The sequence below is a fragment of the Pseudomonas nitroreducens TX1 genome (assembly GCF_000313755.1).
Lineage (GTDB): Bacteria > Pseudomonadota > Gammaproteobacteria > Pseudomonadales > Pseudomonadaceae > Pseudomonas > Pseudomonas nitroreducens_A.
In genome coordinates this window covers 93,900-109,841 of the sequence record NZ_AMZB01000122.1, presented here as the reverse complement: position 1 = coordinate 109,841, position 15,942 = coordinate 93,900, and the positions used below count along the sequence as shown (strand labels likewise).

Here is a 15,942-nt window from a genome sequence, read left to right as displayed (position 1 = left end):
GCTGACGCCAGGGGATCTTAGATCACCTGTACGCGCTCGGCCTGCATGCCTTTCTGGCCCTGCACGACTTCGAAGCTGACTTTCTGGCCTTCGGCCAGGGTCTTGAAGCCGTTACCTTCGATAGCGCGGAAGTGTACGAACACGTCCGGACCGCTTTCCGGGGTAATGAAGCCGTAGCCTTTGGTCTCGTTGAACCACTTGACGGTGCCGTTCTGACGATTCGACATGGTGTTCTCCTTGGAACGTACTTTTTGAAATTAGCCACGAATGGCCAGGAACTGAGTTGCAAGGAGTTACAAGGAGTCGAGCAGGACGGGGTGGAATAACCGACCGCATCAGGTCACGATCGACGGCGACCCATGCAAACACAGTCCGGAAACTCTACGACAAAAATCTGCGGAAAGCGAATCTCTTGGAAAAACCGTTTATCGCGGCCTCGGCAAATTCGGACGAGTGGCCTCAAACCCTTGCCATATCGGCTTCTCAGCCCTGCTGAGGGTGCTCTCCTGCTACACTGCGCGGCCATATGGATTCACCCGGGCTCCCTTCGTGACCACCTCCGCATTTTCCAGCCTCGCGCTGTCGGCCGACCTGCTGGCCAACCTCGACTCTCTCGGCTATCGCGAGATGACGCCGATCCAGGCCGCCGCCCTGCCGGCGATCCTCAAGGGCCGCGATCTGATCGCCCAGGCCAAGACCGGCAGCGGCAAGACCGCTGCCTTCGGCATCGGCCTGCTGAGCCCGCTGAATCCGCGCTACTTCGGCTGCCAGGCACTGGTGTTGTGCCCGACCCGCGAGCTGGCCGACCAGGTGGCCAAGGAGATCCGCCGCCTGGCCCGCGCGGCCGATAACATCAAGGTGCTGACCCTGTGCGGCGGCACGCCCTTCGGCCCGCAGATCGGCTCGCTGGAGCATGGCGCCCACGTCGTGGTCGGCACGCCGGGACGTATCCAGGAACACCTGCGCCGCGGCACCCTCAAGCTCGACGGCCTCAACACCCTGGTGCTCGACGAGGCCGATCGCATGCTCGACATGGGTTTCTACGACAGCATCGCCGACATCATCGGCCAGGCGCCGGCGCGCCGGCAGACTCTGCTGTTCTCCGCTACCTATCCCGATGGCATCGACCAGCTCGCGGCGAAGTTCCTGAAGAACCCCGAGCGCATCGAAGTGGAAGCGCTGCACGACGACAGTCAGATCGAGCAGCACTTCTACGAGATCGACGCGAAGCAGCGCCTGGATGCCGTCGTCCGCCTGCTTCAGCATTTCCGCCCGCAATCCTGCGTCGCTTTCTGTCATACCCGCCAGCAGTGCATGGAAGTGGTGGAGCAGCTCAACGCCCGCAAGATTTCCGCGCTGGCCCTGCACGGAGACCTGGAACAGCGCGAGCGCGACCAGGTGCTGACGATGTTCGCCAACCGCAGCTGCAGCGTGCTGGTGGCCACCGACGTGGCCGCGCGCGGGCTGGATATCGCCGCGTTGGAAGCGGTGATCAACGTCGAGCTGTCGCGCGATGCGCAGGTCCACGTGCACCGCATCGGCCGCAGCGGCCGCGCCGGCGAGAAGGGCCTGGCGTTGTCGCTGGTGACTCCCGCCGAGGCCAGCCGCGCCCAGGCCATCGAGGACCTGCAGGGCGCGCCGCTGAACTGGGAGCGCATCGATTTCCTCAAGGCCAACGACACCCCGCTGCTCCCACCCATGACTACCCTGGCGATTGCCGGCGGGCGCAAGGACAAGCTGCGCCCCGGCGACATCCTCGGCGCACTGACCGGCGACGCCGGTCTCAAGGGCACGCAGGTCGGCAAGATCGCCATCTTCGACTTCCAGGCCTTCGTCGCGGTAGAGCGCGATGTGGCCAAGCAGGCGCTGAAGCATTTCAACGAAGGCAAGATCAAGGGCCGCTCCTTCAAGGCGCGCATCCTCTGAACTGATCTTCTGTAGGAGCGAGCTTGCTCGCGAACGGTGTTTGCCGGCGATACCGATGCCGTGCGGTTCGCGAGCAAGCTCGCTCCTACGAAAAGCCCCTCTGCGCAGCCAAGACAGCTGCGTGTCGCGCTCGCGATAGCAGCGCGGCAGACGTTCCGCTAGTCTGAGCGGCAGACATTCGGAAGTCCCGCACGCGCATGCTCTCCTCCCCACTGCTCCAGTCTCTGCGGCGCCTCTGGGCGCTGGACAAGTTCGCCTACAGCCTGCGGGTGTTCGTCGCCCTCAGCGGGGTCATGCTCGCGTGCTGGTTGCAGGGCCGCCCGGAGCTGGTGATCCCATTGTTCCTCGGCGTCATCGCCAGCGCCCTGGCGGAAACCGACGACCATTGGCTGGGCCGCCTGCAGGCGCTGCTGGTGACCCTGGCCTGCTTCACCATTGCCTCGCTGGCGGTGGAGTTGCTGTTCCCCTACCCGCTCGTCTTCGTCACCGGCCTTGCGCTCTCGACCTTCGCCATGACCCTGCTCGGCGCCCTGGGCGAACGCTATGCGGCGATTGCCTCGGCCACACTGATCCTGTCGATCTACACCATGATCGGCGTCGACCAGCGCGGCGGCACGCCCACCGACTTCTGGCGCGAACCGCTGCTCCTGGTGGCCGGCGCGGCTTGGTACGGATTGCTCTCGGTACTGTGGAACGCGCTGTTCGCCAACCAGCCGGTGCAGCAGAGCCTGGCGAAGCTGTTCCTCGAGCTGGGCGAGTACCTGAAGATCAAGTCGACGCTGCTGGAGCCGCTGCGCCAGCTCGACGTCGAGGCCCAGCGCCTGGCGCTGGCGCGGCAGAACGGGCGGGTCGTGGTGGCGCTCAACCAGGCCAAGGAAACCATCCTCGCGCGGTTGTCCCACGGCAGGGCGAGTCCGAAGATCAGCCGCTACCTGAAGCTCTATTTCATCGCCCAGGACGTCCATGAGCGCGCCAGCTCCTCGCACTATCCGTACAACCAGCTGGCCGAAGCCTTCTTCCATAGCGACGTGCTGTTCCGCTGCCAGCGCCTGCTGAACCAGCAAGGCAAGGCGTGCAAGGCTTTGGCAAAAGCGATCCAGCTGCGCCATTCGTTCGACTACAACGATAGCGAGCTGGCCCTGGCCGACCTCAACGCCTCGCTGGACTACCTGCGCCAGCAGGGCAACCCGTCCTGGCGCGGTCTGCTGCGCTCACTCGGCGCGCTGGCGGCCAACCTCACCACCCTGGATCGCAAGCTCAGCGGCGCGAGCAACCCCGACGCACTGGACGACGAGCAGGACAGCACCCTGCTGGACCGTTCCCCGCGCTCGTTCAAGGACGCCCTGGAGCGCATCCGCCTGCAGGTCTCACCGACCTCGCTGCTGTTCCGCCACGCCCTGCGCCTGTCGCTGGCGCTGGCCGCCGGCTACGGCATGCTGCACCTGATCCACCCGACCCAGGGCTACTGGATCATGCTCACCACGGTGTTCGTCTGCCAGCCGAACTACGGCGCCACGCGCATCCGCATGGTGCAGCGGATCCTCGGCACGCTGGTCGGCCTGGTGGCCGGCTGGGCGCTGATCGACCTGTTCCCCAATCCGCTGATCCAGTCGCTGCTGGCGGTGGTCGCCGGGGTCGCCTTCTTCGCCACGCGGAGCACGCGCTACACCCTGGCGACGGCGGCCATCACCCTGCTGGTGCTGTTCTGCTTCAACCAGGTGGGCGACGGCTACGGGCTGATCCTGCCGCGGCTGTTCGATACCCTGCTCGGCGCGCTGATTGCCGGCATCGCGGTGTTCCTGATACTGCCCGACTGGCACGGGCGCAGCCTGCACCGCCTGGTCGGCGGCACCCTGGCGTGCAACAGTCGCTACCTGCGGGAAATCATGCAGCAGTACGCCAACGGCAAGCGCGACGACCTCGCCTACCGCACCGCCCGGCGCAACGCACACAACGCTGATGCGACGCTCTCGACCACCCTGTCGAACATGCTGCTGGAGCCCGGCCACTTCCGTAAGGACGCCGAGATCGGCTTCCGCTTCCTGGTGCTGTCGCACACCTTGCTCAGCTACCTTTCCGCCCTCGGCGCGCACCGCAACCAGCTGCCGCCGGACGTCAACGACGACCTTATCGCCGAGGCTGCCGAGCGACTGACCAGCAGCCTCGACGACATCGCCACGCGCCTCAATGAACGACGCCCGGTGGCTATCTACAGCGACGAGGAGGACGCACTGGCCAAGCGCCTGGAAGAGCTCCCGGAGGAACAGGACGATGCCCACCGTCTGGTGCAGACCCAGCTGGCACTCATTTGCCGGCAGCTCACCCCGCTGCGCACCCTGGCGGCGCACCTGCTGAAGAAGGACATCGGCGCGGAGCAGGCCGAAGCCGCCTGATGCCTGGGTAGGAGCGAGCTTGCTCGCGAACGCATTGCACCGGATGGTCTGGCGTGAAACGGAGTTCGCGAGCAAGCTCGCTTCTACATAAAGCCCCAAACCCCGTCAAAGACCATGCTCGCGCATCAGCTCGTCGTAGCTGCCGTCTTCGCGCATCTCGCGGATCGCCTTGTTGAACGCCGCGACTATTTCGGCGTGGTTGCGCACATGCCGGCCGACCAGGATGTGCAGGCCATTCTCGGTCAGCGGCAGCGGCAGGAATTCCAGTTGCCCCTTGAGTTCGGCCAGATCGCCATTGAAGTGCATGCGCGCGGTGATCTCGTCTTCCAGCGTCAGGTCCACGCGGCCGGCCTGCAGCATGAGCGCCGCGTTGACGAAGCTGAACACCGGCACCCGCTGCAGTTTCGGGTCGTTGTTGAAGGCCTCGGAATAGGCATAGCCGCGCACCATGGCGATGCGGTACGGGTAGAGATCGGCCAGCTTGCCGAAGGTGATGGGTGAGCCCTGGCGCTTGATCAGGCGCACGCGGTTGACCAGGTAGGGCTCGGAATACTCAGCGAAGGCTTCGCGCTCCGGCGAATACCAGGCGTCCGCCACCAGGTCATATTCGCCGTTTGCCACGCCATGCAGCACCCGAGGCCAGGGCACTTCGACGTATTCGCTGGCATACCCGGCGCGCTTGAGCGCTGTCTGCACCAGGTGCACTGCCACCCCGTTGCCGGGCAACTGGCGGTCCGCATAGGGCGGCCAGCGGTCAGCTGCAACGCGCAGCACTTCCCCGGCCCGCGCCGCGCTGGCAGCGCACAGGAACAAGAGGATCAGCAGCAGGCGCAGCGGCATCGGCGATGTCGTCCAGGGAGAAGCCTTCAAGACTAGACGCTCCCCCCTGCGCCGCGCCAACTCAGAACAGCATCGCCGCGCGCAAACTCATGCCACCGCCGGTTTCCGGCACCACCGTGACGTTGTAGCGCTGGCTCGGCGGCCCTTCGAGGAACAGGTTGTAGGTGAAGTTGGCGAAGAAGTTGCCCACCGCCATCCCCACCAGTACGTCGGTGGGGTAGTGCTTGTCCCCTTCCACGCGCGACAGTGCAGTCAGCCCGTCGAGGGTATAGAGCCCGGCCTTGGCCGTGTAGCGCCAGGTCGGGTCCATGTCGATGTAGTCCAGATTGCGGCGGGTGAAGCTGGTGTGCACGGCCGTTACGGCGGTGTGCTTGGACGGGAAGGAGTCATCGGGAATCCCGTCCGGCCGTTCGCGCCCGGACCATTCCTTGGCTTCTTCGACGAAGCCGGTCACCGCGTAGCGGTCCGCCGCCAGCAGCGTCAGGTTGCGCCCCCGCCAGCTCCACTTCTCCTCGCTGCTCACGTCCTTGGGCGAGGCCACCAGGGCGGTGACGACGCTCAGGCCGGTGGCGAGGTTGAGCATGCGGTCGGCGGCCTGGTTGGCGTCGCCGCCGAAGAACCAGTCATGGTTGCTCGCCGACTTCTGCCACTTGTGGTCCCAGTTGCCCGCCGCGATCACCGCAGCGCCGGCCACCGGTCCCCAGACGTCGGCGCTGGTGACGGCGCGCTGCGCCGAATCCCCCACGCGGTCCCAACTCATTTGCGGTGCTCCTGCGCAACCGCTGAGCGCGGCGCCGGCCGCCAGGGTGGCGGCTACCTGCAAAGTCCGATTCATGACGTTCCCCCCATGCGCCCGGCCCGCTCCAGGGCAACGGACGCGTCAATGCATGAGCGGGGAAGGATAGTCCGGTGCGCTCTGAAGGCTCGTGCCTTCAGTCATTAATGGGTAACTCTTCGTTTCGTACATCGAAAAAAGAAAAACCCCGCCGAGGCGGGGTTTTCAGGTCAGACGGAATCAGCCCTTGAAGACGTCTTCGACCGACTGCAGCGGATAGTGCTTCGGATACGGCAGGGTCGCCACGCCGGTCTCGATGGCGGCCTTGGCCACGGCGTCGGAAACGACGGTGATCAGGCGCTTGTCCATCGGCTTCGGAATGATGTATTCGCGACCGAACTCGATGGCGCTGACGCCGTAGGCGTCGCACACGTCCTTGGGTACCGGCAGCTTGGCCAGGTCGCGCAGGGCCAGGGCGGCGGCGATCTTCATCTCTTCGTTGATGCGGGTGGCGCGCACGTCCAGGGCACCGCGGAAGATGAAGGGGAAGCCCAGCACGTTGTTGACCTGGTTCGGGTAGTCCGAACGGCCGGTGGCCATGATCACGTCGTCGCGGGTGGCGTGGGCCAGTTCCGGTTTGATTTCCGGATCCGGGTTGGAGCAGGCGAAGACGATCGGGTTCGGCGCCATGCGCTTGAGGTCTTCGGCGCTCAGCAGGTTGGCGCCGGACAGGCCGACGAATACGTCGGCGCCTTCCAGGGCGTCAGCCAGGGTGCGCTTGTCGGTCTCGGTGGCGAACACGGCCTTGTACTGGTTCAGGTCGTTGCGGCCGGCGTGAATCACGCCCTGGCGGTCGATCATGTAGATGTTCTCGACCTTGGCGCCCATGCTCACCAGCAGCTTCATGCAGGAGATGGCGGCAGCGCCGGCGCCCAGGCAGACGATCTTCGCGGTCTCCAGCTTCTTGCCGGCGATTTCCAGCGCGTTGAGCATGCCGGCGGCGGTCACGATGGCGGTGCCGTGCTGGTCATCGTGGAAGACCGGGATGTCGCACTGCTCGATCAGCGCGCGCTCGATCTCGAAGCACTCGGGTGCCTTGATGTCTTCCAGGTTGATGCCGCCGAAGGTGATGGAGATGCGCTTGACGGTATCGATGAAGGCCTGCGGGCTTTCGGCGTCGACTTCGATGTCGAACACATCGACACCGGCGAAGCGCTTGAACAGCACGCCCTTGCCTTCCATGACCGGCTTGGAGGCCAGCGGGCCGAGGTTGCCCAGGCCGAGGATGGCGGTGCCGTCGGAAATGACCGCGACCAGGTTGCCCTTGCCGGTGTACTTGAAGGCCAGTTCCGGATCACGCGCGATTTCGCGTACCGGTTCGGCGACGCCGGGGCTGTACGCCAGCGACAGGTCGCGGGCGGTGGCGGTCGGCTTGGTCAGCTCGACGCTCAGTTTACCGGGGCGGGGTTGGGCGTGATATTCGAGGGCAGCGGTCTTGAGATCAGACATTTGGGCACTTCCGCTTTTGTTGCTTGTTGGACAGACGGGGGTCCGAGCATACGCACAAACCCCGCACCTGCCAAGGTAGCCCAAGCCCCTGCTGTCAAGACCTCTAGCGTACGACTTTCAGCCAGCCGCCAGGTTTTGGCTGACCTGTTGGATACAAGTCATTCAATAAACGTATACGATTTATCGAGTCAGATTCCGGACCGGATTCGGCCTTCGCGAACTGTTCGACAGTCTGCCCGGATTGAACCTGAACAACGGCGATCCGGCGCGGTTGTGCGTATTTCTGTTCGTCAGCACGCATGGGTCGGAAGCTGCGGATGACCTGCATGAATTCGTCGTCCACGCTCTCCAGGGAGGCGCGGCCTTTGACCGCACCCACGAAGAGGTAGGCGCGGTCCTTCTGGTAGACCACCGCGACACGCCGCGCCGGTGACCCCGGCACCACACCGGTGGCCACCTGCAGGCCGGCCTGCTGGAAGCTTTCTTCGTTCGATAGCCGCCCACCGGTGCCCTTGCGCAGGTATTCCGCCGGGGTCAGCTGGCCTTCGCGCTGCACCAGCTTCATGCCGATGTAGGCCTGCTCGTCGGCGGTGAAGCCCACCAGCGCGGTCGGCTGGTTGAGGATGCCCCAGCCCGACGGGTAGGTCAGGGTGAAGTCCAGTTCGGAATGGTAGAAGCTCTGCCCGCGACGCACGCCGCTGGAGGCGGAGTCGCCGAAGGGCATGCCGTCGATGGCCTTGAGGTAGCGCTCGGCGCCGACCTCGTGCTGACTGTTGGCGGCCAGGGTCTGCGCGGGACCGATGACCTGCTTGAGGCGCTGGTCGTTGTCCGGGTGGGTATCGAACAGGCCGTGGTAGCCGACCGGCTGAGCGGCCTGGCCCTTGCGCGCGGCCTCGTCGCGGGCGAAGTCTTCCTGGTTCTTCAGCACCCGCACCACCTGGATCATGGCGGTCGGGTCGTAGCCGGCGCGGGCCAGGTACTTGGCGCCGAGGCCGTCGGCCTCCAGTTCCATGTCGCGGCCGTAGCCGCGCACGAACGCGGTGCCGAGCACGTTGGTGAGATCGGCGGCGGCGTTCACCCCGGTGCCAATAGCAACGGCCTGGCCGAGGATGTTCCAGGCACTGGACTGGCTCTGCTGGCGCACGCTGTGGCGCGCGGTGACGTGGCCGACCTCGTGGCCGAGCACCGCGGCGAGCTCCGCTTCGGAGCCCAGGTAGGCCATCAGCCCGCGGTGGATATAGATGTAGCCGCCGGGCAAGGCGAAGGCGTTGATGTCCGGAGTGTCGATGACCGTGAAGTGATATTGCAGGTTGGGCCGGTCGCTGGCGCGGGCGACGCGCTCGCCGACCTGCTGCACATAGGCCTGCAGCTTGCCGTCTTCGTAGCGCGGATACTGCTGGGCGATCTGCTGGCTGTACTTCTGCCCCATTTCCAGCTCGCTCTGCTCGCTCATCATCACGAAGTCGGACTTGCCGGTGGCCGGGTTGGTGGCGCAGCCGCCGAGGACGCTCAGCAGCGCCAGCAGGGCCAGGATTCCGAACGAGCGCATGCTCATGGCAATACCTCCATCATCGCCGGATCGGTCACAGGCAGCATCCAGCGCGCCTGTCCGGGTTTCACGCCACCACGCTCGGCGCGGTCGATGACCCAGCCGCGCGCCTCCACCTGTCGACCCTTGAGATCGCGCAGGGTTGCATCGTCGAAGCGCTTCACGAGTTTCGCCTCGATCCGCAGCACCAGCGGGCCGTCGAGATCGATCCACAGGCCGCCGCGATTGCGCTGTACCTGCTCGATGCGCCCGCGAACCACTGCGAATCCGCTTTCGTGAAGCTGTTCTGCCGTCTGTACCGGCGAGCGCTTCCACAAACCGAGCCCGGCGCTGCGCGCTTGCCGCTCGGCGGCCTGCTGGCAGGCGGTGAGGTCGGTATTCGGTGCGATAGCTACAAGGTAGCCCAGGCCTTCGGCGAGCAGGCGGGATTCGAGGTTGTTGCCCTGGGCGTCATAGGCATGGGCCAGGGTACGCCCGTACTTGTCCTTGCCCTGCTGGCCGGCGACCAGGCCGACCTCGCCGTCATTGGCTGCCACCAGTTCCTGCAGGCGACGCTGGGCGGCCACCGCGAAGGCTTCTTCGGAACGGCCGTGATGGGCCAGCTCCGGGGCGTTGACGCCGATCAGGCGGACGCTGCGGCCATCGGCCAGCTTGAGCGTGTCGCCGTCCACCACCCGAGCCACGCGCACCGTTTCGGGCGACGGAGGTTTCGGACAGGCAGCCGCGCTGGCCTCCAGGGAAAAAAGGACGGCCATAAAAAAGGCGCCCACAAGGGACGCCTTTTTCGAATTACCGTGAAAAACCATCGTCGGCCTTTCCCGGAAATCGATCTTACTTCTTGCCGCCGAACATGGCGAAGCGCTGGTTGAAGCGATCGATACGGCCGCCGGTGTCCAGGACTTTCTGCTTGCCGGTGTAGAACGGGTGGCATTCGGAGCAGACGTCCAGGTGGATAGCCTTGCACAGGGTCGAACGGGTCTTGATCACGTTGCCGCAGCTGCAGGTGGCTTCGATTTCTTCGTACGCGGGATGGATTTCCGGTTTCATGCTCTTTTCCTCTCGGTGGTGTGCCGCCACCCAGTCTCTGGCAGAAGCCGAGCCACGGCCATCAAGGACCGCGGGCGGGATCTTTTACCGGGCACCGCACGAAATTAAGGGCGTGGATCATATCAGAGATCGCTTTCAACGCAAGATCGGGCATGACCGACCGTCGCGTCGCCCATGCTACCATCCGACGCTCCTCGCCGCCCCGGAATCCGTCGCGTGCCGTCACCTGCCATCCTGCGTCTCGCCCTGCCCTCGCCGCTGCGCCGTCTGTTCGATTACCTGCCTCCCCGCGGGGTCGACGTGGCACGCCTGCAGCCAGGCGTACGCCTGCGCGTGCCGTTCGGCCGCCGCGAGATGGTCGGCGTGCTGGTGGACAAGGTGGAGACTTCCGACGTGCCGGCGGACAAGCTGCGCCCGGCGCTGGCCGTGCTCGACCGCGAACCGCCGATGCCGGCGCACCTGCTGGAGCTGTGCCGCTGGACGGCGCAGTACTACCAGCACAGCCTGGGCGACACCTTTTCCTGGGCGCTGCCCAACCTGCTGCGCCAGGGCGACCCGGCCGAGGCGCGCCAGCAGCGTTTCTGGCACGCCGAACCCGGCGCCCGCGAGGAAGACCCGCGCCTGGCCCGCGCGCCGCGCCAGCGCGAGACGCTGAGGATACTCAAGCAGCACCCGCACGGGGTCGCCCACGACCTGCTGAGCCAGTTGCAGATCAACAAGGACAGCCTCGACCTGCTGCAGGAAAAGGGACTGGTCACCCTGGAGGTGCGCGAACACCGTGTGTCGCCGCACCAGGGCCCGTGGCTGGCTCAGGCGGAACTGCCGCTCAACGCCGAGCAACGGGCCGCCTTCGAGGCCGTGCGCGCCGGCTTTGGCAGTTTCCACGGCTTCCTCCTGGCGGGCGTCACCGGCAGCGGCAAGACCGAGGTCTACCTGCAACTGATCCGCGAGACCCTGGAAGCCGGCAAGCAGGCGCTGGTGCTGATCCCCGAGATCAACCTGGGCCCGCAAACCCTTTCCCGCTTCGAGCGCCGTTTCAACGCACGTATCGCCCTGCTGCACTCCGCGCTGACCGACCGCGAGCGCCTCGACGCCTGGCTGGCCGCCCGCGATGGCGAGGCGGACATCGTCATCGGCACCCGCTCGGCGCTGTTCACCCCGCTGAAGAACCCGGGGCTGATCATCATCGACGAGGAGCACGATGCTTCCTATAAACAGCAGGAAGGCCTGCGCTACCACGCCCGCGACCTGGCCATGGTGCGCGCGCGCCTGGAAAACGTGCCGATCCTGCTGGGATCGGCCACCCCCGCGCTGGAAAGCCTGCACAACGCCCAGAACGGCCGCTATGGCCTGCTGCGCCTCACCCAGCGCGCTGGCGGCGCGCACCAGCCGACGTTCCACCGCCTGGACGTGAAGAGCCTGCCGCTGGATTCGGGTATCTCGATGCCGCTGCAGCGCTCGATCAAGGAAACCCTGGCCGCCGGCCAGCAGGTGCTGGTCTACCTGAACCGCCGCGGATTCGCGCCGACCCTGCTGTGCCACGACTGCGGCTGGATCAGCCAGTGCCCGCGCTGCGACGCGCGGATGACGGTGCACCAGGGCAGCGGCGAGCTGCGCTGCCACCACTGCGACCACCGCGAGCGGCCACCGCGCAACTGCCCGAAATGCGGCACGGTGGACCTGCGCCCGGTGGGCGCCGGCACCGAGCGCGCCGAGGAGCGCCTGCGCATCCTCTTCCCGGATTACCCGGTGCTGCGCATCGACCGCGACAGCACCTCGCGCAAGCACGCCATGCGTGACCTGTTCGCCACCATCAATAAAGGCGAGCCGTGCATCCTGGTGGGCACCCAGATGCTCGCCAAGGGGCATCACTTCCCGCGCGTCACACTGGTGGCCATTCTCGATGCCGACGGCGGGCTGTTCTCCGCCGACTTCCGCGCCAGCGAGCGCATGGCCCAGCAGATCGTCCAGGTCGCCGGCCGCGCCGGACGCGCCGAAGAGCCGGGCCGCGTGTTGATCCAGACCCACCTGGCCGACCACCCGCTGCTGGTACAACTCACCGAACAAGGCTACTTCGCCTTCGCCGACCAGGCCCTCACCGAGCGCCGCTCCGCCGGCCTGCCGCCCTTCTCGCACCTCGCCCTGCTGCGTGCCGAAGCGCACAAGCCGGGGCAGGCCGAAGGTTTCCTCGACGAAGCCTGCGCCGAGGCCGAGCGCTTGCAAGCCACGCTCGGCCACGACGTGGAACTCCTCGGCCCGGTACCGGCTCCCATGGAACGCCGCGCCGGCCGCTACCGCGCGCAGCTGCTATTGATGAGTGCCGCCCGCGCCCCCTTGCACCGCCTGCTGACACCCTGGCTGCAGACCCTCGAAGGCATGCCCAGCGGACGCCAGGTGCGTTGGTCGCTGGACGTCGACCCCATCGATCTGTTCTGACAAATCCCGCTGCGGCGACGGAACCGTCCTACATTGACTTCCATCAGCCGCGACGGATGGCACAGCGGCGAGACTGAACTTGGAGCGCTCCGCGGTTGGCAAGCCATGCCCGGCCACGGATAATGCGCGGTTCTGAGCCCGATAACCGGTCGCGCGCGCCGGATGCACGCGAGCACGGAGAAAACCATGAAAGACACGATTCGCCACCTGATCCAGCAAGCCCTTGTCCGCCTCACCGAAGACGGCACCCTGCCGGCCGGCCTGACGCCCGACATCCAGGTGGAGAACACCAAGGACCGAACCCACGGTGATTTCGCCAGCAACATCGCCATGATGCTGGCCAAGCCGGCCGGGATGAAGCCGCGCGACCTGGCGACCCATCTGGTCGCGGCGCTGCCGCAGAGCCCGGAAGTGGCCAAGGTCGAGATCGCCGGTCCTGGCTTCCTGAACTTCTTCCAGGACCAGGCCTGGCTCGCCGCCAGCCTCGACAAGGCCCTGGCCGACAGCCACATCGGCGTGCGCAAGGCCGGCCCCGCGCAGCGCGTGGTGGTGGACCTGTCGTCGCCGAACCTGGCGAAAGAGATGCACGTCGGCCACCTGCGCTCGACCATCATCGGCGACGGCGTCAGCCGCGTGCTGGAATTCCTCGGCGACACGGTGATTCGCCAGAATCACGTGGGCGACTGGGGCACCCAGTTCGGCATGCTGCTGGCCTACCTGGAAGAACAACCGGTGGACGCCCAGGCCGAGCTGCACGACCTGGAAGTCTTCTACCGCGCCGCCAAGAAGCGCTTCGACGAATCCCCCGAGTTCGCCGACCGCGCCCGCGAGCTGGTGGTCAAGCTGCAGGCCAACGATCCCAAGTGCATCGCCCTGTGGACCCGCTTCAACGACATCTCCCTGTCGCACTGCCAGAAGGTCTACGACCTGCTGGGCGTGAAGCTGACCATGGCCGACGTGAAGGGCGAGAGCGCCTACAACGACGACCTCGCACAGGTGGTGGCCGACCTCACCGCCAAGGGCCTGCTGGTCGAGAGCGACGGCGCCCTGTGCGTGTTCCTCGACGAATTCAAGAACGCCGAGGGCGAACCGCTGCCGGTCATCGTGCAGAAGGCCGGCGGCGGCTACCTCTACGCCACCACCGACCTCGCCGCCATGCGCTACCGCCACAAGGTGCTGCACGCCGACCGCGTGCTGTACTTCGTCGACCAGCGCCAGGCCCTGCACTTCCAGCAGGTGTTCGAAGTGGCCCGCCGCGCCGGTTTCGTCCCGGCCAGCATGGACCTGGAGCACATGGGCTTCGGCACCATGAACGGCGCCGACGGCAAGCCGTTCAAGACCCGCGACGGCGGCACTGTGAAGCTGATCGACCTGCTGATCGAAGCCGAGGAGCGCGCCTACACCCTGGTCAAAGGCCTCAACGAGAAGCGCATCGAGAAAGGCGAAACGCCCTTCGACGAGGAAGAACTGCGCCGCATCGGCCACGTGGTGGGCATCGACTCGGTGAAGTACGCCGACCTGTCCAAGCACCGTACCAGTGACTACAGCTTCAACTTCGAGCTGATGCTGAGCTTCGAGGGCAACACCGCCCCCTACCTGCTCTATGCCTACACCCGTGTGGCCGGCGTATTCCGCAAGCTGGGCAAGGGTTACGACGAGGTGGGCGGCAAGATCGTCCTGCAGCAGCCCCAGGAAATTGCCCTGGCCGCGCAGCTGGCGCAGTTCGCCGATGTGCTCAACAACGTCGCGGTGAAGGGTGTCCCGCACATCCTCTGCGCCTACCTGTACGAGCTGGCCGGCCTGTTCTCCAGCTTCTACGAGCACTGCCCGATCCTCACCGCCGAAGACCCGGCGCAACAGGAAAGCCGCCTGCGCCTCGCCGCGCTGACCGGCCGCACCCTCAAGCAGGGCCTGGAGCTGCTGGGCCTGGAAACCCTGGAGCGCATGTAAGCACCCATGGCGAAGAAGAAACCCGCTCCCAAGCGCGGCGCCAGCCGCTACCAGGCCCCGGCCAAGAAGAGTTCGGTCCCCGGCTGGGTCTGGCTGGTCGCCGGCCTGGCCATCGGCGGCTTCATCATGTTCCTGATGAAGCTGGAGCCGGGTCGCAACGACGTCAAACGCGAGAAGCCGGAGGCGCCCAGGACCGTGGTCGGCTCCAACAAGCCGTCCGGCACCGTGCAGCCGCAACAACCGGCCACCCCCACCGGGGTGAAGCCCAAGTACGACTTCTACACCCTGCTGCCCGGCTCGGAAGTCGCCGTGCCGCCGGAAGCCGTGCCGCCGCCAACCAAGCCGCAGCAGCCGGCGACCGTGGTCGCGACCAAGGAAGAAGCCGAGAAGATCGACACCCAGCGCGCCCTGGCGGCGCTGAGCGGGCAGAATCCGCCGCCGCCCGCGGTGGTCAAACCGGCGACACCCGCCACACCGCCTGCGACCCAGGTCGCCGGCGCGCAGAAGCAGGCGCTGCCGCAGGCTCCGGCCAGCGACACCGCGCCAGCCAAGCCAACACCGCCCCCCGCCGTGGCTGCGACCCAGTACTACCTGCAGGCCGGCTCGTTCCGCAAGCAGACCGACGCCGACCACCTGCGCGCGCAGATCATCATGATGGGCCAGAACGCCCGCGTGGAATCCGGCACCGTGCGTGACGAAACCTGGTACCGCGTGATGGTCGGCCCCTACGGCGACCGCGCCAAGGCCTCCGCCGCGCAGAAACAACTGGCCGGCAACGGTTTCAGCAACCTGCTGTTACAGCAGCGCCAGACCCGCTGAACCCCGGTCACTCCAAGGCTTGCGCCGACGGGCGGCGCGCGAAATGCGCGCTACTCGTCCGGCGCAGGACTTGAACCCCGCCGACCGAGTCCCCATCTGACTCTGCATTCGGGCACATCGCCCCGCTAGTGTGGAGTAAGACCCTTGACCACCATCGTATCTGTCCGCCGTAACGGCAAAGTCGTCATGGGCGGCGACGGCCAGGTTTCCCTGGGCAACACCGTGATGAAAGGCAACGCGAAGAAAGTCCGTCGCCTGTACCACGGTGAAGTGCTGGCCGGCTTCGCCGGCGCCACCGCCGATGCCTTCACCCTCTTCGAACGCTTCGAACAGCAGCTGGAAAAACACCAGGGCCACCTGGTGCGCGCCGCGGTCGAACTGGCCAAGGACTGGCGTACCGACCGCTCCCTGAGCCGCCTGGAAGCCATGCTGGCCGTAGCCAACAAGGACGCCTCGCTGATCATCACCGGCAACGGTGACGTGGTCGAACCCGAGCACGGCCTGATCGCCATGGGCTCGGGCGGCGGCTTCGCCCAGGCAGCAGCCCTGGCCCTGCTGCAGAAAGGCAGCGACGACATGAGCGCCCGCGAGATCGCCGAGACCGCGCTGAACATTGCCGGCTCCATCTGCGTGTTCACCAACCAGAACTTGACCCTTGAGGAGCTCGACAGCGCCGTCTGAGCGCTGTCGTTCCGGAG

General features: G+C 66.3%; 13 protein-coding genes. 6 read left to right on the top strand and 7 right to left on the bottom strand.

Translation table 11 applies throughout. The features are described 5' to 3' along the window. Window positions 1-17: 17 nt before the first annotated feature. Window positions 18-227, bottom strand: a complete 210-nt coding sequence (locus tag C167_RS0120530) for a cold-shock protein (RefSeq protein ID WP_017520182.1) — start codon at window positions 225-227, stop codon at window positions 18-20. 322 nt (window positions 228-549) lie between these two features. Between C167_RS0120530 and dbpA the strand changes: the two genes are divergently transcribed. After that, complete coding sequence (dbpA, locus tag C167_RS0120525; protein ID WP_017520181.1) at window positions 550-1,926, top strand: ATP-dependent RNA helicase DbpA; 1,377 nt, start codon at window positions 550-552, stop codon at window positions 1,924-1,926. Window positions 1,927-2,123: 197 nt separating this feature from the next. Further along, on the top strand, window positions 2,124-4,319 hold the full coding sequence (gene yccS / locus C167_RS0120520) for a YccS family putative transporter (protein WP_017520180.1): 2,196 nt from the start codon (window positions 2,124-2,126) through the stop codon (window positions 4,317-4,319). 105 nt (window positions 4,320-4,424) lie between these two features. Here the strand turns inward: yccS and C167_RS0120515 are convergent, their stop codons facing one another. The 6 genes from C167_RS0120515 to rpmE all read right to left on the bottom strand — a co-directional run bounded on the left by C167_RS0120515 (window position 4,425) and on the right by rpmE (window position 10,039). Then, entirely contained in the window at window positions 4,425-5,159 is a 735-nt protein-coding gene (locus C167_RS0120515) for a substrate-binding periplasmic protein (protein ID WP_017520179.1), read from the bottom strand. A gap of 61 nt (window positions 5,160-5,220) precedes the next feature. Next, window positions 5,221-5,919 (bottom strand): phosphatase PAP2 family protein, encoded by a 699-nt coding sequence (locus C167_RS0120510; protein ID WP_017520178.1) that lies wholly within the window; start codon window positions 5,917-5,919, stop codon window positions 5,221-5,223. A 255-nt stretch (window positions 5,920-6,174) separates the two neighbouring features. Next, on the bottom strand, window positions 6,175-7,443 hold the full coding sequence (locus tag C167_RS0120505) for a malic enzyme-like NAD(P)-binding protein (RefSeq protein ID WP_017520177.1): 1,269 nt from the start codon (window positions 7,441-7,443) through the stop codon (window positions 6,175-6,177). Window positions 7,444-7,546: 103 nt separating this feature from the next. Beyond that, entirely contained in the window at window positions 7,547-8,992 is a 1,446-nt protein-coding gene (locus C167_RS0120500; RefSeq protein ID WP_026079171.1) for a M48 family metalloprotease, read from the bottom strand. A 2-nt stretch (window positions 8,993-8,994) separates the two neighbouring features. Beyond that, entirely contained in the window at window positions 8,995-9,747 is a 753-nt protein-coding gene (locus C167_RS0120495; RefSeq protein ID WP_017520175.1) for a thermonuclease family protein, read from the bottom strand. A 76-nt stretch (window positions 9,748-9,823) separates the two neighbouring features. Next, window positions 9,824-10,039 (bottom strand): 50S ribosomal protein L31, encoded by a 216-nt coding sequence (gene rpmE / locus C167_RS0120490; RefSeq protein WP_017520174.1) that lies wholly within the window; start codon window positions 10,037-10,039, stop codon window positions 9,824-9,826. Window positions 10,040-10,213: 174 nt separating this feature from the next. Here rpmE and C167_RS0120485 point away from each other — a divergent pair, with 174 nt between their 5' ends. From C167_RS0120485 to hslV, 4 genes are all read left to right on the top strand, one after another. Further along, window positions 10,214-12,475 (top strand): primosomal protein N', encoded by a 2,262-nt coding sequence (locus tag C167_RS0120485; RefSeq protein ID WP_085988856.1) that lies wholly within the window; start codon window positions 10,214-10,216, stop codon window positions 12,473-12,475. Window positions 12,476-12,661: 186 nt separating this feature from the next. After that, on the top strand, window positions 12,662-14,425 hold the full coding sequence (argS, locus tag C167_RS0120480) for an arginine--tRNA ligase (RefSeq protein ID WP_017520172.1): 1,764 nt from the start codon (window positions 12,662-12,664) through the stop codon (window positions 14,423-14,425). A 6-nt stretch (window positions 14,426-14,431) separates the two neighbouring features. Next, window positions 14,432-15,244 carry an SPOR domain-containing protein gene (locus C167_RS0120475; RefSeq protein ID WP_017520171.1) on the top strand — a complete coding sequence of 271 codons (813 nt, stop codon included), beginning with the start codon at window positions 14,432-14,434 and terminating at the stop codon, window positions 15,242-15,244. Between the two features lie 144 nt (window positions 15,245-15,388). After that, entirely contained in the window at window positions 15,389-15,925 is a 537-nt protein-coding gene (gene hslV / locus C167_RS0120470; protein ID WP_017520170.1) for an ATP-dependent protease subunit HslV, read from the top strand. The last annotated feature ends 17 nt before the right edge of the window (window positions 15,926-15,942 follow it).